Genomic DNA, 18,955 nt, shown 5'->3' with positions numbered 1-18,955 from the left:
AAGCCGAGGAAGAGAAGTGGCTCAGCCGGACGACCCAGCTGTTGGACGACCTGGAGAAGGTCCGCGCCGAGCGGGAGGACGCGGAGAGCCGGGCCCGGAACCTCACCGAGGACCTGGAGCACCGCAGGGCGTGCGCCGCCGACCTCGAGGCGGAGGTCACGGAGCTGACCCGGCAACTCGCCGACGAGCGGCGCAGGGCGGATGACCTGGTGGCGCAGCTGAAGCAGCTCACCCGGGGGGCCGCCGAGGTGGACCTGGTGGTGCTGCTGCACTTCGGCGCGTACCACAGCGCCCACATCGGTGAGGCTGCTGCGGCGGCGGCTGCTGAGGCGGAGGGTGCGCCGCCCTGGGGTTGGGGGCAGAGCGAGACGTTGCCGCACGCCGAGTACAGCCAGCGGCGGAGCATCCCGTGGCAGCGGGTGCACTACCGGGTCGGGGGTGCCTGATGGCGACGGTGATCGAGCAGCCGGTGAGAGTGCCGACGGCCCCCGCCCGGATCCCCGCTTCGGACACTTCGGCTCCGGCTTCGGGTACTCGCCCGCTGGCTTCGGGTACTCGGGCTGAGGCTTCGGGTACTCGCGTTCCGGCTTCGGGCACTTCGCCCGGGGAGGCCCCGGCGGTCGATCGGCGGGTGATGATCGGGCTCGGGATCGCGTCGGTCGTCGGCGCGGTCGCGATCGGCGCGATCGGCTTCTACCTCTCCTTCGGCAACTTGAGCACGGCCGGGCACGAGGTCTTCGGGTTCCCCGAGAAGGACGCCCGGTTCTTCGCGGCCGGGGTGGACGCGGCGATCCTGACGTGCCTGTTGCTGGATCTGTTCATGGCCGCGCTCCGTACCGGCTGGCCGCTGCTGCGGGTACTCGCGCACGGCATGACGATCGCCTCGGTGTACTTCAACGCCGCCGCGCACGGCGGCGTGATGGAGCACCCGGACAAGGCCCTCGCCCACGGCCTGATGCCGGTCCTGTTCGTCATCGGGGTGGAGGCCGGCCGCCGGATCCTGGTGCAGCAGGCGGCGCTCCCGGCGGACCACGACGTGATCCCCGGTCACCGCTGGCTGCTCGCCCCACGGGCGACGTGGCGGATCTACCGGGCGATGCGGCTCTACAACCGCGGATACGCGCAGGAGATGGAGGAGTCCCGGGAGCGGGCCATTTTCGACGCATGGATGTCATTCAAGGCCGAGCTGGCGAAGAAGGGTGTCCAGGAGGGCAGCGAGGAGGCCCTGGCTCAGCTCCCGGCGAAGCTGCGGAAGCACGGGTTGACCGTGGATGAGGCCCTGGCGCTGCCGGACCGGATGGCCCGCAAGGACCTGGAGCGGCAGCAGGAGGCGCAGGAGCGGGCCCGCCAGCTCCAGCGGGACGCGGAGCGGGCGAAGCACGAGGCGAAGAAGCAGGCGCTGGCCGACCGCCGAGAGATGGTCGACCTGGAGGCCGACCTGGCCGAGGCCGAGGGAGTGGCCGGCGCCCGCACCCGGGGCACGGTCGCTGAGGCCGAAGCGCAGGCCGACGCGCGGGCCCGCGCGGCAGCGGCAGTCCGCGAAGTCGTGGAGTCGGCAGAAGCGCTCGAAGCCAAGGCCCGAGCGGCCGAAGCCGATCGGCGAGCGGCCGAAGCCCAGCGCCGAGCGCTCGAATCCGCGAACGAGTCGGCTCGCCTCAAGGCCGACACCGAGGCGAAGAGGGCGGCTGCCGAGGAGGACCGGGCACGAGCGCTCGAAGCTGATCGACGCGCGGCCGAAGCGGAAGCCGGAGTAGCCGAAGCCGAGGCCCGAGTAGCCGAAGCGCGGCGGCAAGCGGCCGAAGCGATCCGGCGAGCGGTCGAGGCCGAGGACGCGGCGGAGCTGACTCCGCGCCAGCGCCGGGTGCGGATCGTGGCCCGGATGGTCCTCGCGGCGTCGCCCGAGGACGTCCCGCTGGACGCGATCGAGCAGCGCCTGGGAGTGAGCACGAGCACCGCGTCGGGCACGAAGGCGGACGCCATCGCGCTGATCGAGGCCGGGTACGACCCGGCGGCCGGGATCGACCCGGAGGCGCCGTCCCAGCAGCAGCAGTAACCACCATCCGACACCACCAGTGAGAGCCAGCCCCGGCGTAGGGGGCTGGCTCTCGCTGCGACTGCCGGACGGACCGACCAGCAGACACAGCACCAGCCTAGGAGGCACCCCCTGATGAGCACCACCAACAACCGATGGACATCCGAGATGCTGCGGACCCCCGAGGGCCGCGCCATCCATCTCCAGCAGCGCCGTGCGCAGATCCAGCCCGTGGTTGATGACCTGCGGCGCCTCGCCCGCGAACTCCAGGCGGACCTGGCGGAGGACGGCCGCCTGTACGGGGACCTCCCGCTCCAGGACCGCCTGCGGGCCTGGCACACCGCGAAGCCGCTGTTCGACGCGGTGGATGAGCTGGAGAAGGCGCTGTCGATGCTGGTCGCGGGCAACAAGCGCTATGAGAAGTCCTACGAGAAGCTGCCCGAGAAGCGAGCCGAGAAGAAGGCGGCGAAGGAGAGGGCGGCCGAGGAGAAGAAGCGGTTGAAGGCGTCCGCCGGCCAGCCGCCGCAGATCGCGGCCCCGGCCGCCGGATCGGCCAGCACCTCGTCGGCGTCGCTCGCCGACATCCTCGGCCAGCGGCAGAAGGGGGCCTGAGCGTGCGGAAGTCCGCGAGGAGCCGCCAGCTCACCGCCGAACGCTGGGAGCGGCGGCAGGCCGAGGCCACCACCCCGCGTGCCCGCGCCATGGTCCTGATGGAGATGGCGCGGGCGTTCGCCGCCGACGACGACCCGCTGTGGGAGGAGCTGGTCGGCCTCCTCGCCGGTCGGCTGTCCCGTCTCTCTCTGTAACCGCATCACGTCATCATCACCGGCCCCCGCGTGTCATCACGGGGGCCCAGACGCGCGCACACGCGCGCGTAAGGCATCACACGGCGTCACGTCAAGCTGAACGAGAGGAGATTCGAGATGAGCGACGAGGAGGGGCAGGGGACGGTGCACCACCTGCCCCTGGTCCGCCTGTTCGGCGGCGGCGATCCGCCGCCGGACGCGGCACCGCCGCCGGACCTGCGGCCCCCGGACGGAGGCGACGGCTACCCCGACCTGGAGGTGCCGGACGCGACTCCGCCCGCCCACCTGTCGATGCCCGACGTCCCGGTCGGCGCCGACGACCAGGAGCACGCGGCGGTCAGCCCGTCCGGTCCGGCCGGGCCGGACGGCGGCCAGCTGCGCGCTACCGCCGGGGCCGCGATGGTGGTGGCCGCCGGGATCGCGGTGGCCGCGCTGCGCGGCGCCTGGCAGGTCGGCTCCAGCATCAAGGCCCGCGCCGAGCACTGGCGGGCCGCTCGCCGGGAGGCGGCCAAGGGCCGGGACGGCCGGGACGGCAAGGACGGGACGTCGACCGGGCACCGGTCGGGGGGTCTCGACCGCCGGGTGCCGTTCGGGCCCGAGTGGGGCCGGGGCGCCAAGGGCGGCGGCCGGGGCGGTAGTCGCTCCGGCGGCGGCCTCGGCGGGGGGACGTTCGGCGGGGGCCGCGGCTCCGGCCTCGGTGGCGGTGGGCGGGGGAAGCACGACTCCCCCGGCCGCCACGGCGGTGGCCGGGGTGGCGGGTTGGCCGGCCACGGTGCCGACTCCGGGCCCCGGGGCGGCGGTCGGGGCGGTGGTGGTCGTCACGGCGGCGGTGGTGGCCGGAGCGGGCACCGTGAGGGGCCCGGCGGCAAGCACGGCCGGGACCGCCCCGACCGGGCTCCGGACCGGCCGGACCGTCACCACGGCGGCGGCCGGACCGGCGGTCGGAAGAACGGCGGGGGCAAGGGCGGGGGCGATCGGCGTCACCAGGAGCTGGAGCGCCGCCTGGAGCGCCGCCGCCGACACCCGGACGCGCCGGTCCTCGACAAGGACAGGCAGCAGCAGAAGCAGCAGAAGCCGGGGAAGAAGGACGCCCCGCAGAAGGGGCCCAAGGTCGAACTGGGCAAGGACGGCAACAAGACCCAGAGCCAGAACCAGAAGAAGGGCGGCAAGAAGCGCAGCTCGCGTCGGGAGCACTCCCCTGGGGGGCGCCCGGGGTCCCGGCCGTGGGAGCACCGCAAGGGGCCGAAGTCCCGCAAGGAACGGTCCGAGAAGCCGCGCGGGGAACGGCTGCGGGATCGCTCGCGCACCGAGCCGCCGCCGCGCGATACGCCGTCCCCGGATGGCGAGTGGCTGCGGCCGCCGCCCGGCTGGACCGTGAACTACGAGGTGCGGGTCGACCGCGCGGACGGCCGCCGCAGCCGGGCCGCCGGCGCCCCGGCCGGGATCACGACCGGAGCCCGCGCCCTGCCCCGGGCCCCCGAGCACGGGTCGCCCCGGCCGACCGGCTCGAGCGCACCACCCCGATCGACAGCAGGAGGCACCACCGTGACCGCACCCGTACCGATGAGAGCAGCCGCCGGGGTTGGCACCACGCAGTACACCGACTCCGACCTGACTCTCGGCGATGTGATCGACGCCGACGCCGACATGGCCGAGGAGATCCTGGCCGGGGCCGACCAGGCCCGCGACGTCGCCGAGCGGTGCGAGGAGATGACCCGCCGCCTCGAGGACCTGCACGCACGGATCGTGCAGCTGAGCATCCCCGGGGTGCTGGAGCGGCTGGTCGTCCGGCTCATGGAGCAGGCCGATGTCGTCCGCGACCGGGCCGAGGCGGTGGCCGCGACGCTGCCCCGCGCGTCCGAGGCCATCGCCACCGCCGGGGCCAACGCCGAGGCCCGCCACGGGCAGCTGGTCCGCGCCACCGCCGATCACGGGCACGTCGCCCCCGCCGAGCGCGACTACCACAAGGAGTAGAGCCCATGGGAGAGATCGCACGACGTACCGGCGGGGCCATCGCCGCCGCTGGCGAGGTACTTGCCGAGGGCCTGCGGTACGGGGTCCTCACCGCCCAGCTCGGGGCCGCTGCCCTCGCCGTCCGCAACCTGTCCGCGAGCGTGCGCGGCGCCTACGACTACGTCGAGGGCTGCGCGGAGTCCGTCGACCGGCTCGCGGACCGCGCCGCCGCCCTGGCGGTGGACGACCTCACCACCAGCGAGCACCACGACGCCGCCGCCGTCATGCGATCGGTGCTGGACGAGGCCGAGGAGATGGCCGCAGCAGCCGAGGACCTGGCGGCTGCGTTCGAGGACGCGCGAGACGGCCACGAGGGCGACTACGGCCCGGTCGTGGCCGCCGCCCGGTCGATGCCCGACGGCATCGAGATGGCCGAGCGCGAGTTCTACAGCAACCGCTGACGACCCACCAGATTCACCGCCGAGGGGCGGCCCGCACCGTGCGGGCCGCCCCTCCCCCATTCCGAGGAGACCTGATGGACGACCTGATCGACGCCGCCCGTGACCTCGTGATCCGCACGCAGTGGGCGGACGTCGGCGCCCTCCAGCGCCGCCTCCGCGTCAGCTACGGACGCGCGCACCAGCTGCTCGACCAGTTGGAGGCGGAGGGCGTCGTCGGGCCCCGCCGGGGCTCCCTGGCCCGCGACGTACTCCGCACCCACGACTGAGAGGACTTGATCATGCATCCCCGAGTTGCGCGCGCCGCCGAGACGGTGCGCAACCGCACCGGACGGCTGGCCACCGTCGTCGGCGCCGGCGGCCTGGCGGCCTCGCTGCTGACCGGCGAGATGGTCGGCGTGACCGTGCTGGCGACCGTCACCGCGACCGGCGCCGGACTGGTGACCGTGGGCCTCAAGGAGGCCGACCGCGCGGTGCGCGGGATCGCCGCCGCCCTCTACGCCACCCCCGGCGTCACCCTGCTGGGCATCCTCACCGCCGTCCGCCTGGTCGACGGCGTCCACCTCTGGGAGGTCGCCGCCGTCGCCGGGTGGGCTGCGGCCACCTGGTGGCTCCGCCCCGCCCGCGCCGCGCGGGAGCTGCTGGCCGAGCGGATCGAGCTGCCGGTGCCCGAGGAGGTCCTGGAGGCCGAGCCCGAGCAGCAGCTGGTGGTTGAGCAGGTGCCGGAGACGCACCCGCTCGCCCGCTGGTGGCAGGAGCAGATCGCGGCCGAGGGCGGCGTCGCCCCCCACACCCGGCTCGTGGACCCGCAGCAGGTCGGGCCCGGCGCGATGCGCGCGGTCATCACCTCCACGATCCCGGGTGAGCCGGTGCCGGACATCTCCATCCCGAGGCTCAGCGCCCGGATGGACTTCCCGGCCGACCAGATCCGCATCGGCCCGGTCCCCGGCCGGGGCGCCGGCGTGCAGCTGCTCACGGTCGGCGATGCCCCGGCCCCGGTCCTCGACCCCGCGCAGGCCGCTGCCCGCGAGTGGGAGGCGATCGCCGCGGCGGCGATGCCCGGCACCGCCCTGGTCGACATCACCACCTACCCCACCGCCGAGAAGGAGATCGAGAAGTGAGCATCGTGTCCCTGGCCGACGTCGGCCGTCAGACGTCCGTCACCGAGCTGTTGCTGCGCACCCCGCCCGGCGGCGTCTCCCGTATCGACCTCGCCGCCCTGGCGGACAGCCTCGGAGTCGATGACCCCTCCCGGATTGTGCTCCAGCAGGCGTCCGGGGAGGCCCTGATCCGGATCTACCCGACCAACCCCCTCGCGCAGCTGGTGCCCGCGACGTCCGAGGACCTGGTGATGCGGGGCGGCCGGATCGTGGCCGGCCGCTACTACGACGGCGCCCCCGCACACCTGCGGCTGTACGACCCGGGCACCGGCAACGCGCAGAGGATCTGCATTTTCGGGACCACCGGCGCGGGCAAGAGCAGGTCCTTGCAGCTGTTCTTGGCGGCGTGCAAGCGCAACAACGTCGTCGTCCACCTCGCCGATCTGAAAGAGGGGCAGTCGGTGCCCGAGGCGGTTGGCAACGTCGCCACCCGGGTGACGACACAGCGCAAGGCGATCCTGATGCTGCGCGGGGTCGTGGCCGAGGCCAACGACCGGATGCGCCGCTACGGCGAGTTGGGCCGCAGCGGTTTCCTGCTCGGGCGCCCGGACCCGCTGATGTACGCGGTGCTCGATGAGGGCAACCGGCTGCTGGAGAAGGGCGCCCGGTACCGGGCGGAGGCCACCCGCCTGATCAGGGAGATCGGCCGCACCGGCCGCTCGGTCGGCGTCGGCGTGGTGCTCGCCGCACAGGCCGGCCACCTCGAGGAGCTGGGCGGCAGCGACACCCTCCGCAGCATGTTGAAGGAGGGCGAAGTCATCCTGCTCCGCTGGAGCAGCGGCATGATGCAGTCCCTCGTCGCGGACGGTCTGCTCCCGTCCGGAGTCCGGCTCCAGCCCATCCCCAAGGTCATCGGGGTGGTCAAGCGGATCCGCCGGTACGACGAAGCGCCGGCCGCCGGAGAGGAGCGGCCGAACTCGCAGGGCATGGCCTACCACCTCACGTCTGCCCGGCCCGACGCGATGATGCGCTGGTCCATGGTCGGATCCCTCGAGCCCTGCGAGGGCCACGACCCGGCGATCCTCGACCTGTACGGGCCCGGCGACGCCCCGGGCGACCCCATCGACCTCGCCGCGTTCGACTGGCGGGACGAGGACGAGGACGGCGGCGACGGTACGCCCGGCGGGAGCCGGTCCCCCGGCGGGAGTTCGCCCACCGGCCCGGCCATGGAGGCCGCTCCGCCCGTCCCGGCCGCGCCGCGGCGGCTGCCCGACCGGATCGTCCGCGCCCTGGAGGACGGCGGCCCGCTCGACGGCCCGGCGCTCCTGGACGCGCTCCATGCGGACGGCGGTCGAGCGGTCCGCCCCGGCTCCGTCCGCAACGCGCTCTCCGAGCTGCGCTCGGCGGGCCGCATCACCAGCGAGGGCGGCGTCCACTCACTCACCTGACACAGCGGAGGCCGGGAGATCGCACCTCCCGGCCCCGCACCACTCCACGCAGGAGCACCCCCAGCATGACACCCACCCACGCCCCCGCACGCCCACAACCGGCCGCCCCGGCGGCGGCCGCCGCCCTCGACCTCGACGCGCGGCTCGCCCTGGTCGACGCCGCGATGACGGTCCGTCTGGAGACCGCCCTGGTCCGCCTCGCCGTCGACGCCGCCGAGGCCGAGTCGGCGCCGGCCGACGCCGACACCACCGTGCTGCTCGCCTACGCCGCGAACCACCAGGCGCCCGTCGACCTCTACCCCACGCCGGTGGCCGCGCTTCTCCAGCGGGCGGCCCGCCGCCTCGAGGACACCGGCTGGTGCCGGGGCGCCACCCGCGACGCATCCGGCGCGACATGCCTGTACGGCGCCGTCCACGCCGAGGCCCGCGGCTCGCGCGGCCTCGAGGCGGACGGCCTCGATGTCCTCCTGGTCGCCATCCAGCGGCGGTTCGCCGCCGCCGCGACCATCCCGGCCGCGAACGACCAGCTGCTGCCGAACGGCGCCGCCGCCGTGCAGCTGCTCGACGCCGCCGCGCTGCTCGCCCACACCCACGACCTGTGACAGGAGGCCCGCATGGGCACCGCCATCGCCGCCGGCGTCATCGCCGTCGTCGGCACTCTCCTCGGCAGCATCGTCTCCGGAGCGATGCAGCGCCGCATCGCCCAGGACGGCCTCGCCGCGTCCGAGCGCGCGGCATTACGCCGCGACCAGATCGCCGCCGTCGCCTCCCTCGCGGCAGCCGCCGCCGACCACCGCCGCACCAGCTGGCACCGCCGCTGGCTCCAGGCGGACGGTGCCGACGAGCCGACCCTGATCGCCGCCGTCGCCGCCGTGCACGCCACCCGCAGTGCGATGGCCGAACCTCTCGCCCGCGTGCGGCTGCTGATCTCCTCCCTCGCCGTCCGCGAGGCCGTTGAGGAACTGGTCGAGGTCACCTTCTCGCTGCACGACTGCGACGACTTCGACGCGGCCCGCCTCGCCTCCATCGACGCGCACGACCGGCTGCTCGACATCGCGGCCGACGTCATCCGAGAGGACGGCCCCCGATGAGCACCCTCCCGACCTACGCCCCCCGCTGCGCCCCGGACGGCCTCATGACCCGCCGCCAGCTCCGCGCCGCCGGCCTCCGCCCCGGCGGGGCCGACCCCGTTGCGCAGATCGTGTGGCCGCGCTCCGGCCGGTGGGCCGCCCTGTACTCCGTCGCCGACGCACGGCCGGTCCGCCCCATGACCCCCGGCCGCTGGCACGCGGTTGCGGCCATGATGATCGCCCGGTCCACCTGCCCCCGCTGCCACCAGGTGCGGGACCACTACTACTCCCAGCGCCTCGGCTGCTGCGGCCCCTGCGCCGCCGACCTCGAGCAGGCCGCATGACCAGCCCGGCACTCGACTGGTCCGACTCCCGGCACTGGAACCCGGCCGGGCCCGCACCGTGTGTCCTGTGCGGGCGACCCGCCCACCTCCTCTCGGACCGAGGCCGGCCGTGCCACAAGACATGTGCGGAGGGCTGGCTCGCCGCCCGCGCCGCCGCTCCCGACTCCGGCGCCCTCACCGACGCCGCGTAACCCCAACCCCATCCAGCCCGTTGACCTGCCAGAACGGCAAAGGCCCGCACCTGATGGTGCGGGCCACTTTTCGGACTATCAGACCACAACGGCCACTTGGGCGGGTCGAGTCAACAACCGTCCCCCGCGTAGGGCATGATCGGGGCCACACAACTAAAAAAAGCGCGGGGCGCCTCTCGAACTCCTACATCCGAGTGACGCCCCTGCGTGAGTCCCTACCAAACAAGTTCGCTTTGGCCGGCGAGATCTGTAAGGACCCCCGCTTTGAGCAGCGTAAGCCATCTGGCTGGCGTGTCGCCAGCCGACCCGACGTATCCGTCGGCCCCGTCCACCGGGACGGCCGACACCCGCCGCACCTCTTCGCGCCGCCGCCGCGCCGCCCGCCACCGCGAGCAGGTCGCCGCCGCCGCGCAGACCTCCCTCCGCCTCCTGGCCGCCGCCGCTGGCGCCACCGACGAGGCCGACGCCGACGCCGAGACCGACGAGTCCCGCGCCGAGCGCGCCGCCGCCCACGCCGAGTTCAGGGCCCGTCTGCGGGCCGCTCGCGACTCCCGGGCCCGGGGCGCCGCCGTCGCCGCCGCAGGCCGCGAGACGGCCGCCAGCGGCCCCGGTGACCCCTCCCCGGCAGACGCTACGGACCCAACCGCACCCCGGGACGGCGGCCGTTTCAGAAACCAAAGAACAACGTTGGCCCCCCCTGCGGCGGATGTGGCGTCTGAGCTGGGCGAACGGCCCGTCAGCGGCAGTGAAAAAAACGGCGCCAACCCCGGGACGGCCCCCGACCCCGGGGCCAAGTACGAGCGTCCGAAGCACCGTCGCCAGCAGCGGATGCGCCAGCTGGACGACGCACGCCTGATCAGCACCCTCCCCAGCCTCATCCGGTGTGGCCGGGACCCTCTCGGCGGCGCGGTGACGATCCAGCAGCGCCCGGACGGGGAAGGCGGGTTCATCGGCCTGTTCAAGTGCGGCAGCGTGTGGGCCTGCCCCGAGTGCTCCCCGGTGGTCCGCGCCGAGCGCGCCCGGGTTATGGAGGCCGCCGCGCACGCCTGGACCGAGGCCGGCCGGGGCATCGCCATGGCGACGCTCACCTCCCGGCACGGGCAGTACAACCGGCTCGCGGCCCAGCCCAAGATCCGGTACGAGAAGGGCAAGCCGGTCATCAACGAGCTGACCGGAGAACCGGAAGTTGCCCGGGATGAGAAGGGCAAGCCGGTCATGATCCCCGGCCAGCTGGAGGCCACGGCAGCGGCCTGGCGCCGGATGCTGACCTCGACGTGGTGGCGGAACCTCCGAGCCCGGTACGACCTCGCCGGGGCGACCCGCGCGATCGAGGTCACGCGGGGGAACTCGGGCTGGCACACCCACATCCACGCTGTGCTCTGGTTCATGGACCCCGTGACGGATGAGATCGCCAAGCAGCTCCAGGGCGAGCTGTACACCCGCTGGGTGCTGGAGTGCGCGCACGCGAAGCTGGGCAAGCCCAATCGCGCCCGCGGTGTGCGCGTCGACCCCGCCCGCCAGGGGTCGGACGGCGCCGCCGACATCGCGAAGTACCTGGTCAAGGTCCAGGACAAGGACCCCAACCAGACGGACAGGACCGACGTCGAGCCGAACCTGCTGCACCGGCCGAACGCCAAGCAGGCGTCCCGTCTCGCCGCAGCGAAGGCCCGCCGCCGCCAGTACCGCGCCGAGCACGACCAGGCCCTGGCCGACTACCACCAGGCCATCAACCACTACAACGAGAACACCGGCGACGGGGCCGCCTGGTCCCGCTACCAGGCCGCCGACGCCCGCCGCCGGAAGGCCCGCGCCGGGCAGGCCGAGGCCGATGCCGAGATCGCCGAGATCCGCGAGGAGATCGGCCAGGCCGCCGCCTCCCGAGCCCTCGGCAACGAGCTGCTGCGCGCCGACACCAAGCGGGCCAAGCGGGCGGGCCGCACCTCCGGTGAAATCCTCCGGGACGCCCTCGCCGCCACGGCCAAGGCCCGCGTCCGCCTCCTGGACGCGCGCCGAGAGGAACGCGCCGCCAAGGACGCAGCCGTCTACGCCAAGGACGAGGCCAGGGCGAAGGCTCTCGCGCGGGCCGAGGCCGCTGCGGCCCGCATCCGCCGCGCCCTCGCCGACATCGGCACCGAGCGCGAGGTCCAGCTGTGGCGCGAATACGAGCAGGGCACGCGCGGACACCGCATGCTCACCTGGTCCGGGTCCATCAAGGACCTCCTCGCGGACCTCGGCGTCACCGAACTCGACCGCAACGCCACCGACGTCGTGACCGAGGAGGAGAAGGCCGGCCGCCCGCTGCTCCAGGCCGAGCCCGCACCCTTCCGGCAGCACGTGACCTCCGTCCCCGGCCGCCGGGGACAGGTCGCCGCCGCCGTTGCCGTCGCCACCGCCTCGGTCACCGAGGGCAAGGCCCTCGACGTGGCAGGCGAAGACGTCCGCACGGCCGCCGTCGCTGCGGCCCGCACCGCCGTCGCCGAGCTGCTGGAGGGCTGGGGCCTCGTCCGGGGTGCCGACTTCTGGGGAGACGAGGACGCGCGCTACGACCGGTCGCTGAACACCTCCACCGGCGAGATCGCCCTCACCGCCGAGACCATCACGCACGCACCGCTCGGCCCTGTCCCCACCACACTGCCCGCACCGCCACGTCGCCGGACCCGCTGGCAGAGCGCCGACGAACTGCACAGCACACAGGCCCTGCTCGGCATCCGCCCGCAGGACGCGGTACGCCCGGAAATGGCAGCGCGGCGTGCTGCCGGGCTGCCCGTTGCCCGCGACATCACCCGTGGGTGAATCCGGGGGCTGATCAGCGCCGCCACGCCGCTGGAGCCGTTGTCCCGCAACGGCTCCAGCGGCGCGGCCGATGAGGGCTCAGCACACCCTCAGCATGGGCAAAAGCATAGGTTCCGAATTCCGAATTCCGAATTCGGAGATGAATTGGTGACCTCTATGGTCACCTTATCCACTAACTTGCTCCGACGATTTCGGCGGCTCCCGAACGCATCCGCACTCGCCCGACTACCTCCACCACCCTCCCCCGCTGGCTACCCCACCCCCCCCAGTCCACCCCTGCTGCTGAACACCTCACCTGCCCCGCCCCGACCAGCACCCGGTGACTGCTCGGAGACCACACCCTCGCCAGGGACGTAGTGAGGGTGTGGTCTCCGAGCTGGCGGCGGATCAGGTGCTGGTCGGGGCGGGGAAAAGTGCTCCCTGGGGATCACCCCGGGAGCGGGCAGGGATCACTCTCCGGGGGGCCGTCCGCCGGGTGCCGTCCTGCTGTGTCGGCTCCGGAGATGTCCGGCCCCGGGGGCCCGCCGGCCGTCCGAGTCGTCGTCTGCGGTTCGCCCGTCCGGGTGCATGGCGTGTCCTGGTGTGAGGTGTCCCGGACGGTGGCGTCTCGTGCGCGCGGCGGCTGTGCTGACCGGTCGGTGTGCAGCTGCTCGCGCTGCTCCTGGTCGCGCTCGCCGACGCCTGGTTCGAGTGGCTTTGTCGGGCGAACGTGCGAACACATAAGACGTGCGAACATCGTGGTTCCCCGGCAGCCGCCCCGGCTGCGCTCATACGCTGCTGGGCATGACGGATCAGCAGTTGCTCGCGCGTGCGGAGCACGACACCGACTGGCATGTGTACATCGACTGCCCCGAGCAGGGGCCGTTGGGTTTCTGCGCCGAGCATGGCGGCGATGAGGTCGACCTGGAGACCGGCGAGTACCGGTGCGACCCGTTCGATCCGGACCTCGCCAGCCGGGTGTTGGCGAAGGCGGGCTGGCTGGCGGGTGAGTGGCGGCGGCCGGTCGAGGGCGAGGACGAGTACGCGGCCTGGGTCGCGCCCGTCGTGCGGGTGGAGGCCGTCTGATGGCCGACCAGGACCAGGCGGTGCAGCTGGTGTCCCGGGCCGACCTCAAGGGCGGCCTGGAGGCGGCGGTCGGCGAGCTGGCGTTTACCGCCGGCCAACTGGCGACGTCCGAGCCGGAGCATGCCGAGCGGCTGATGGCGACGGCCGAGCGGCTGCACGGTCTGCTGCACCCCGCCGCCGCCGAGTAGGCCGGCCACCCCGGCCGCAGGCCCCCGCGCTGTTCGGTGCGGGGGCTTCTTCGCGGCCGCGCTTGTGCGTTCGTGAATGCAAGAGCTTCGACCGACCGCCCCACGGTGTCTCGGGGGTGGCTCGGTGGGGTGGCTCGGTGGGGTGGCTCGGTGACGTCGTAGCCGGAGTGGTGCTGCCCGAACTCGTCGACATTGTCGACATCGCCGCCGTCGCATACCGAGTGTGTCGGGGGTTGCTTCGGAGGGCGGCGCGCGCTTCCGTGCGCCCTCGTTTCGTAACTCACGATCGCCTAGCCTGCTGGGCATGGGAGCACAGCAGACAGTGGTGGAGGACCCGGGCCGGGGCCGGGGGTGTGAGGAGTGCGGGGAGCCGATTCGCCAGTCGGCGACCGGCCGCCGGCGGCGGACGTGTTCGGACGCGTGCCGTCAGTCGCGCTATCGACGGGAGCGGGACCGGAGGGTGGCTCGGGAGGCGGTTGCGGCCGCGCTCGCGGTCCGCGGCCTCCAGGAGGACGGAGTGGTGATGGCCGGACCGGTCCGGGACGGGCACATCACGGCGGCGGACCGGTCCGGGACCGACCGCATCGTCTCCGGACCGGCCCGCGACGGCCAGCTCGTGCGTGGGGATGGCCGGCCCCGGCCGCTGCCGGTGGATCAGCCGCTGTGGTGACGGCGCGAATCTTTGAACCTGACGGACCGGACCGGGGCCTCCCCGGCGGTCCCGGCCGGGGAGGGTGGGGGGTTGCCCCCCCGGGGTGCGAGGTGTGCGACCTCCAGACCCGTACAGGACGGGAGCGTGCTCCCCGGCGGTCCGGTCTCCGGGCCGGGGAGGGGTGCTTCCCCACCGGCGCCCCCTTTGGAAGCTCACGCCGGGGGCGCGAGCTTCCAAAGGGATAACTTGCTCCGCCGCTTCGGTGGCATGTGAAAGCAGCCCCCGCACCGGATGGTGCGGGGGCTTCGTGCTGTCTCGCTCTACTTGGTCAGTCGGCGGCCTGGTGGGCTTTGGTGCGGGCCTGGTGGACGTCGGACTTACGGGTGCGGGTGCCGGAGTGGCTGGTGCACAGCTCCCCCGGCGCTGACCCGCACGCCGGGCAGGTGACGGTGAGGGCGGCCCGGTGGGGCTCGGGCAGCCCGGAGAGGTCCGGGTCGGTCGGCGCCGGTACGGCCACCTCCAGGGACTCGGATGTGTCTTCGGGGAGGACGTGTCGGCCGAGCCGCTGGTGGGCGGCCTGCCGGGTGATGCCGAGCTCCCGCCCGATCTCGAACCAGGTGACTCCCCGGGACCGGGCCTGCACGGTGGCCTGGTGCGCGGCGGTTCCAGCGATCGCTTCCAGCTCCCGCACGACGCGGAGGGCGACGAGAGGCCGCGCCTTGGCGACCTTGCCGAGCTGCTGGTACACGGTGAGCATCGCGTCGGCGAGCGGGAGCGGGAGGTCCCGGCCGAGCAGGGGCTGGGCGTGCAGCCCGTCCCACACGGCCAGCGGGCGGAGCTCGGTGGCCTCCCTGTCGTCCCAGGTGATCGGGTGCGGAGCCTTCGAGCGCCAGCCGCATTCGCAGCCGGCCAACAGGCCGGTGGCCCGCGGGCGGCCGTCGCGGCCGTCGTACCGCCACCAGGCGGTGCTCTCGGTGTCGCCCGGCGGCAGCTCGGCGCCGGCCGCGTCGACAGCGATCGGCATCCCCCGGTGTCCGACCAGTTCGGTCCCGTCGTCCCGTTCGCAGATCCAGCTCATCGCCCTCTCCTCTCCAGGGGTCAAGGGTTCTTGACATCCCGTCAGATGCGTCAAGGTTCCTTGACGGATGCTGGTCTGTCAAGGTTCCTTGACAGACCGGTCGGCCGGCTACCCGGCGGGCAACCGCGACAACCGAAGGTTGTCGGCGCCCGGCAGCCGGTCCCTTGCCGTCGTCCGCCGCGCCACGCCCACCCCTTCCGCGTTTTGTGACTCACGATTCGGAGAGCGGCCGGGCGGCGCTGGCCGCCGTCGTGCTGCTGCCCGGTAGCCGGCCACCGGCCGGTGGACTACGAGTCGGCGTGCGGGAGGTTCGCGCGGCAGCGTGGTCGTTGACCGGCGTTCTCGGCGGCCCGCAGCTGGCGTTCGGCGCCCGCCGCCCCCTACGTCAGTCCGGCGGTCCGCGCGTGCGAGACGGGCCGGGGGCCACGGCAGGCCCCGCGCAGCGGGGTGCGCGCTACGGCCACCCCGGCGGCGCGGTCGTCCCTCGGCGGCCCCGGCCCGGTGCGCCCGGCGGCGCATCCCCAGCCCGCCGAATAGGTGTTCGGTGACCGGGACGGCGCCGACCGGCCACCCTCCCTCCCTCGCTGCTGCCTTCGTAGTGACCCTGGCCCCGGGACGGCGGACAGGGCATGGGGACGCGATACGCCCGCCGCCCACCCTCCCGTGCCCCCGCCCCACCGGCCGGTCGCCGCCCGGTAGCCGGCCACCCGGCATCGGATTGGCGGGTACAGAACGAGGGTGGGCGGCACCGTTTTGGCGGGTTCAGAGATGGCGCTCTGACCTGGGGTGATACCTGTAGCACGCGTATCACGGGTGCGAGTGTTGCGAGTTGGCGCACGGGTGAGAGGGGTGCGATGGATAGCCTGCGGCGGGGCGGTCCGGCCGGGACCGCCAGGAGCTGGAGGAGGTAGTCGGCATGGCGGCTCAGGTGTTGGTGGTCGGCGCGCTGAAGGGGGGTGTCGCCAAGTCGAGGTTCAGCGTGCTGTCGGCCCTGTATCTGGCGTCGCTGGGGTATCGGGTGCATCTGATCGATGCGGACACGATCAGCCAGACGACCCACAAGTGGCAGAGGAGGGTGAAGAAGGCGGTGGCGGCGGCTGAGGAGACGGGCGAGCGGGTGCGGCCCTGGCCGGAGACGGTGACGGTCTCGCGGCACCCGTTCGACGACATCGACGACCACATCGGGGAGAAGCAGGAGGGTGTTGACCACCTCATCGCTGATGTCGGTGGTGGGCTGAGGTCGGTCTTCGAGTCGGCACTGCGCCGCGCGCACCGCCTGGTGGTGCCGATCGGGGCGGACTCGTCGGAGACCGAGCAGATGCCAGCCACCTGGCAGTCGGCGAAGGCCGCCGCGCGGGACTCGGTGGTGGGCGGTTTCGAGGCGTTCGTGTTGCTGTCCCGCACGGACCACGGCACGACGCTGCCGCGGGAGGCGCGGGAGGAGCTGGCGGGCGCCTACCCGCTGTGCGACAACGAGTTGCGCAAGAACGTCGCGTACCAGCGGGCCTACGGCACGGTGCCGACCGATTTCCTGCATGTGCCTGCGGTGCTGGAGGAGATCGGCCTGCTGAAGGGGAGGGCAGCCTGATGGTGAAGCCGACGAAGTTCTTGCCGGACCCGGATGACGAGGTGATCCCGGAGGTCACCCGGGAGACGCTGGAGGGCGCGGTGCCGCCCCCGCCGCCGGTGCCCCGGAAGGCTGGGAAGACGAGGAGGTCGTGGTACCTCGACGCGGACGTCGCCGACCGGTTCGCCGACTTGGTAGACGACATCCACCACCAGACCCGGATCCCCCGCCACCGGGTTATCAGCGCCCTCCTGACCGAGGTGATCGACCACGCGCCCACGGTGCAGAGGAAGCTCATGCGGGGGCAGCTGTAGCACCTCTCGCACGAGTACCACGCGTGCGATCAGTGCGACATGTGCGAGCAGTGCGAGGAGTATCACAGCAGGTCAGAGCGCATGAGTAAGGCCCCCACCGGGCGATCGGTGGGGGCCTTGCTGTGCGTGTCAGCGAAGCGGCGTTGACCACCGCAGAATCGTTGCGCCGCCTGCGACCTTGACCGCGACCTCTACGACGCGGCCGTCACTCAAATACACGGTTCGGAGTACCTGGGTCACCACGACATCGCCGGCGGTGAGGCCCAGGGCCAGCTTCTCCGGCTCGGTTGCCAGCCGAGAGGTCACCTCCTCGAGCACATGGTCTTGGGCGACGCCGAGACGTTCAGCAGCAAGCTCTCGGCTGCCGCCCGTGGATACGGGCTCAGTCAGTTCAGGGGTGACCGCGATGACGTAGGCCGGGTAGTAGGAGCTGCTGTAGTGCACGGGGACGTTGCTGCGGCTGACCACACGCCGACGCACGTGTACTGGTGTCCCGGGCGCCACATCAAGTCGAGGTGCGATCAGTTCGTCGGCGCCGATGGTGCCGATCTCCAAGATCCGCGACGTTTCACCGCTGCCCAATGCCTTCCCGGTCTCGGCGTGTCGCAGGACTCGCGCCGAGATGTTCTCGCTTGCCGGACCAGCGACGACTGTCCCCACACCGGCCTGCGGCAAGGTCAGTCCCTGCTGCTTAAGCACGCGGTATGCGCGATTTGCAGTCGTCTGAGCGACACCAAACCGGTCTCGGACATCGCGCAGCGATGGCATCCGCTCGCCCGGCTTGAGATGTCCGTCCTGAATTTGCTGGCGGTAGTACGCGGCGATCTCCGCATAGCCGGTGCCATCAGGCATCTCGCCCTCCTTCCTGGGGTTTCTGCTCCGCTCTCCAGAGCGGAGCGGTCTACCTAAGAGGCTAAACCAAGTAGACAGCTAGCGCTACTAGTAGCGCTAAGCGGGTGCAGTGGTCTACCTTGTAGGTGCACCACCCGGAGGGCAGCGCGTGATGGCGGCCCGATGGCAGTGGTCCGCGCATTCAGAACTGGATAGGGGACGCACCGCAGCCTGCACACGGGAAGAGCGGCCGTCAGTAAGGACAAAGCAGGCAACAGCGACAAGCCGTATGGCCCTGCCGCGCGGAGATCAGCACGCACTTTGGTCCGGCCGTCCCTTCGGGGTCGCGCGGACTCGGCACGCGCGGTGAGACAAGGGCGGAGATCGCGGGCCCCGGAGGCAAACAGCCGGTTCGAGTCCGGCTCGGGGCGCTGCGGCAGATTGCCGCTGGTCACAGGTCTGGAGATGCGCGCGGCTCCCGTGTGGAGACGGGAGCCGCGCGGGACCGTGGCCCCGGATCGCATGGAGGTGCGACCTATGCAGCACGGTATCGCGGAGATCGACGCGGCGGACCTGTCGGTGCTCCCGCTGGCGTGGATCGGCGAGGACATCGAGCAGGAGGACGAGCAGGACGGCTGGGCGGACGGCCCGGAGGACACGGTGGCGCCGATGTCGGACGAGGACTGGAGCCGGTTCGAGGTTCTGCTGGGGCAGGGCCTGGACGACGAGGTGAACGACGCGTGCGCGCTCTGCGGGTTCTGGTCCTGCAAGTGCCCGAAGTGATCGACCAGCAGTAGCTACAGCAGATCAACCCCTGCCCCGCCCCGGCCGATGGCCGGGGCGGGGCCTTTTCGAGCGAGGAGAAAGCAGATGATCCGGATCATCACGGCCGCGCGGCTCCAGGAGCTGCGGGACGCGGAGGCGGCCGGCGAGGCCGACGCGGCGGAGGCCGCGCGGTGGCAGGCCATGTACGAGGAGGAGCGCGAGCGGACGGCCGCCGCGCGCGTCTCGTGCGCGGCGGCGGAAGCCGAGGAAGAGAAGTGGCACAGCCGGACGACCCAGCTG

23 protein-coding genes are annotated in these 18,955 nt (G+C 72.9%); 21 read left to right on the top strand and 2 right to left on the bottom strand.

What is annotated here, in order from left to right:
* From ACFV5N_RS11840 to ACFV5N_RS11760, 17 genes are all read left to right on the top strand, one after another.
* The coding region (locus tag ACFV5N_RS11840; RefSeq protein ID WP_385597495.1) for a hypothetical protein at nucleotides 1–446 on the top strand (446 nt) is incomplete at its 5' end.
* A 188-nt stretch (nucleotides 447–634) separates the two neighbouring features.
* Complete coding sequence (locus tag ACFV5N_RS11835) at nucleotides 635–2,053, top strand: DUF2637 domain-containing protein (RefSeq protein WP_385597492.1); 1,419 nt, start codon at nucleotides 635–637, stop codon at nucleotides 2,051–2,053.
* 114 nt (nucleotides 2,054–2,167) lie between these two features.
* A complete protein-coding gene (locus ACFV5N_RS11830) occupies nucleotides 2,168–2,644 on the top strand; it encodes a hypothetical protein (protein ID WP_385597489.1) in 477 nt (158 codons plus the stop codon).
* A gap of 2 nt (nucleotides 2,645–2,646) precedes the next feature.
* Nucleotides 2,647–2,838, top strand: a complete 192-nt coding sequence (locus ACFV5N_RS11825) for a hypothetical protein (protein ID WP_385597486.1) — start codon at nucleotides 2,647–2,649, stop codon at nucleotides 2,836–2,838.
* A 117-nt stretch (nucleotides 2,839–2,955) separates the two neighbouring features.
* Nucleotides 2,956–4,812: a hypothetical protein gene (locus ACFV5N_RS11820; RefSeq protein WP_385597483.1), complete on the top strand. Its 1,857-nt coding sequence runs from the start codon at nucleotides 2,956–2,958 to the stop codon at nucleotides 4,810–4,812.
* 5 nt (nucleotides 4,813–4,817) lie between these two features.
* Nucleotides 4,818–5,252 (top strand): hypothetical protein, encoded by a 435-nt coding sequence (locus tag ACFV5N_RS11815; protein ID WP_385597481.1) that lies wholly within the window; start codon nucleotides 4,818–4,820, stop codon nucleotides 5,250–5,252.
* 74 nt (nucleotides 5,253–5,326) lie between these two features.
* Nucleotides 5,327–5,518 carry a DNA translocase FtsK gene (locus ACFV5N_RS11810; protein WP_385597478.1) on the top strand — a complete coding sequence of 64 codons (192 nt, stop codon included), beginning with the start codon at nucleotides 5,327–5,329 and terminating at the stop codon, nucleotides 5,516–5,518.
* A gap of 12 nt (nucleotides 5,519–5,530) precedes the next feature.
* Entirely contained in the window at nucleotides 5,531–6,370 is an 840-nt protein-coding gene (locus tag ACFV5N_RS11805; protein WP_385597475.1) for a hypothetical protein, read from the top strand.
* Nucleotides 6,367–7,797, top strand: a complete 1,431-nt coding sequence (locus tag ACFV5N_RS11800) for a transfer protein (protein ID WP_385597473.1) — start codon at nucleotides 6,367–6,369, stop codon at nucleotides 7,795–7,797. Before ACFV5N_RS11805 ends, ACFV5N_RS11800 begins: the two co-directional genes overlap by 4 nt.
* A gap of 65 nt (nucleotides 7,798–7,862) precedes the next feature.
* A complete protein-coding gene (locus ACFV5N_RS11795) occupies nucleotides 7,863–8,399 on the top strand; it encodes a hypothetical protein (protein WP_385597470.1) in 537 nt (178 codons plus the stop codon).
* Nucleotides 8,400–8,411: 12 nt separating this feature from the next.
* Nucleotides 8,412–8,888: a hypothetical protein gene (locus tag ACFV5N_RS11790; protein ID WP_385597468.1), complete on the top strand. Its 477-nt coding sequence runs from the start codon at nucleotides 8,412–8,414 to the stop codon at nucleotides 8,886–8,888.
* Entirely contained in the window at nucleotides 8,885–9,211 is a 327-nt protein-coding gene (locus ACFV5N_RS11785) for an RRQRL motif-containing zinc-binding protein (RefSeq protein ID WP_385597465.1), read from the top strand. Before ACFV5N_RS11790 ends, ACFV5N_RS11785 begins: the two co-directional genes overlap by 4 nt.
* The gene (locus tag ACFV5N_RS11780) at nucleotides 9,208–9,402 is read left to right on the top strand and encodes a hypothetical protein (RefSeq protein WP_385597462.1); all 195 of its coding nucleotides are present in this window, start codon (nucleotides 9,208–9,210) and stop codon (nucleotides 9,400–9,402) included. Before ACFV5N_RS11785 ends, ACFV5N_RS11780 begins: the two co-directional genes overlap by 4 nt.
* 291 nt (nucleotides 9,403–9,693) lie before the next feature.
* A complete protein-coding gene (locus ACFV5N_RS11775) occupies nucleotides 9,694–12,195 on the top strand; it encodes a hypothetical protein (protein WP_385597459.1) in 2,502 nt (833 codons plus the stop codon).
* A 783-nt stretch (nucleotides 12,196–12,978) separates the two neighbouring features.
* Nucleotides 12,979–13,260 carry a hypothetical protein gene (locus tag ACFV5N_RS11770; protein ID WP_385597456.1) on the top strand — a complete coding sequence of 94 codons (282 nt, stop codon included), beginning with the start codon at nucleotides 12,979–12,981 and terminating at the stop codon, nucleotides 13,258–13,260.
* Complete coding sequence (locus tag ACFV5N_RS11765; protein ID WP_385597453.1) at nucleotides 13,260–13,448, top strand: hypothetical protein; 189 nt, start codon at nucleotides 13,260–13,262, stop codon at nucleotides 13,446–13,448. The genes ACFV5N_RS11770 and ACFV5N_RS11765 overlap by 1 nt, the downstream gene beginning before the upstream one ends.
* Nucleotides 13,449–13,908: 460 nt before the next feature.
* Nucleotides 13,909–14,118, top strand: a complete 210-nt coding sequence (locus ACFV5N_RS11760; protein ID WP_385597450.1) for a hypothetical protein — start codon at nucleotides 13,909–13,911, stop codon at nucleotides 14,116–14,118.
* A gap of 310 nt (nucleotides 14,119–14,428) precedes the next feature.
* Here the strand turns inward: ACFV5N_RS11760 and ACFV5N_RS11755 are convergent, their stop codons facing one another.
* Nucleotides 14,429–15,178: a hypothetical protein gene (locus ACFV5N_RS11755; RefSeq protein ID WP_385597446.1), complete on the bottom strand. Its 750-nt coding sequence runs from the start codon at nucleotides 15,176–15,178 to the stop codon at nucleotides 14,429–14,431.
* A 916-nt stretch (nucleotides 15,179–16,094) separates the two neighbouring features.
* On the opposite strand from ACFV5N_RS11755, the gene ACFV5N_RS11750 reads away from it, so the two are divergent.
* Together ACFV5N_RS11750 and ACFV5N_RS11745 are read left to right on the top strand one after the other, a co-directional pair.
* Nucleotides 16,095–16,766 carry a ParA family protein gene (locus ACFV5N_RS11750; RefSeq protein ID WP_385597443.1) on the top strand — a complete coding sequence of 224 codons (672 nt, stop codon included), beginning with the start codon at nucleotides 16,095–16,097 and terminating at the stop codon, nucleotides 16,764–16,766.
* Complete coding sequence (locus ACFV5N_RS11745; protein ID WP_385597441.1) at nucleotides 16,766–17,059, top strand: hypothetical protein; 294 nt, start codon at nucleotides 16,766–16,768, stop codon at nucleotides 17,057–17,059. The genes ACFV5N_RS11750 and ACFV5N_RS11745 overlap by 1 nt, the downstream gene beginning before the upstream one ends.
* 129 nt (nucleotides 17,060–17,188) lie before the next feature.
* On the opposite strand, the gene ACFV5N_RS11740 is transcribed toward ACFV5N_RS11745, so the two are convergent.
* A complete protein-coding gene (locus tag ACFV5N_RS11740) occupies nucleotides 17,189–17,911 on the bottom strand; it encodes a GntR family transcriptional regulator (protein ID WP_385597438.1) in 723 nt (240 codons plus the stop codon).
* 516 nt (nucleotides 17,912–18,427) lie between these two features.
* Between ACFV5N_RS11740 and ACFV5N_RS11735 the strand changes: the two genes are divergently transcribed.
* A complete protein-coding gene (locus tag ACFV5N_RS11735) occupies nucleotides 18,428–18,673 on the top strand; it encodes a hypothetical protein (RefSeq protein ID WP_385597436.1) in 246 nt (81 codons plus the stop codon).
* An 87-nt stretch (nucleotides 18,674–18,760) separates the two neighbouring features.
* On the top strand, nucleotides 18,761–18,955 hold a 195-nt coding region (locus tag ACFV5N_RS11730), incomplete at its 3' end, for a hypothetical protein (protein WP_385597434.1).

Origin of the sequence: Streptomyces sp. NPDC059853 (assembly GCF_042731495.1) — a bacterium.
GTDB lineage: Bacteria > Actinomycetota > Actinomycetes > Streptomycetales > Streptomycetaceae > Streptomyces.
This window is presented reverse-complemented; position numbering and strand designations above follow the sequence as displayed.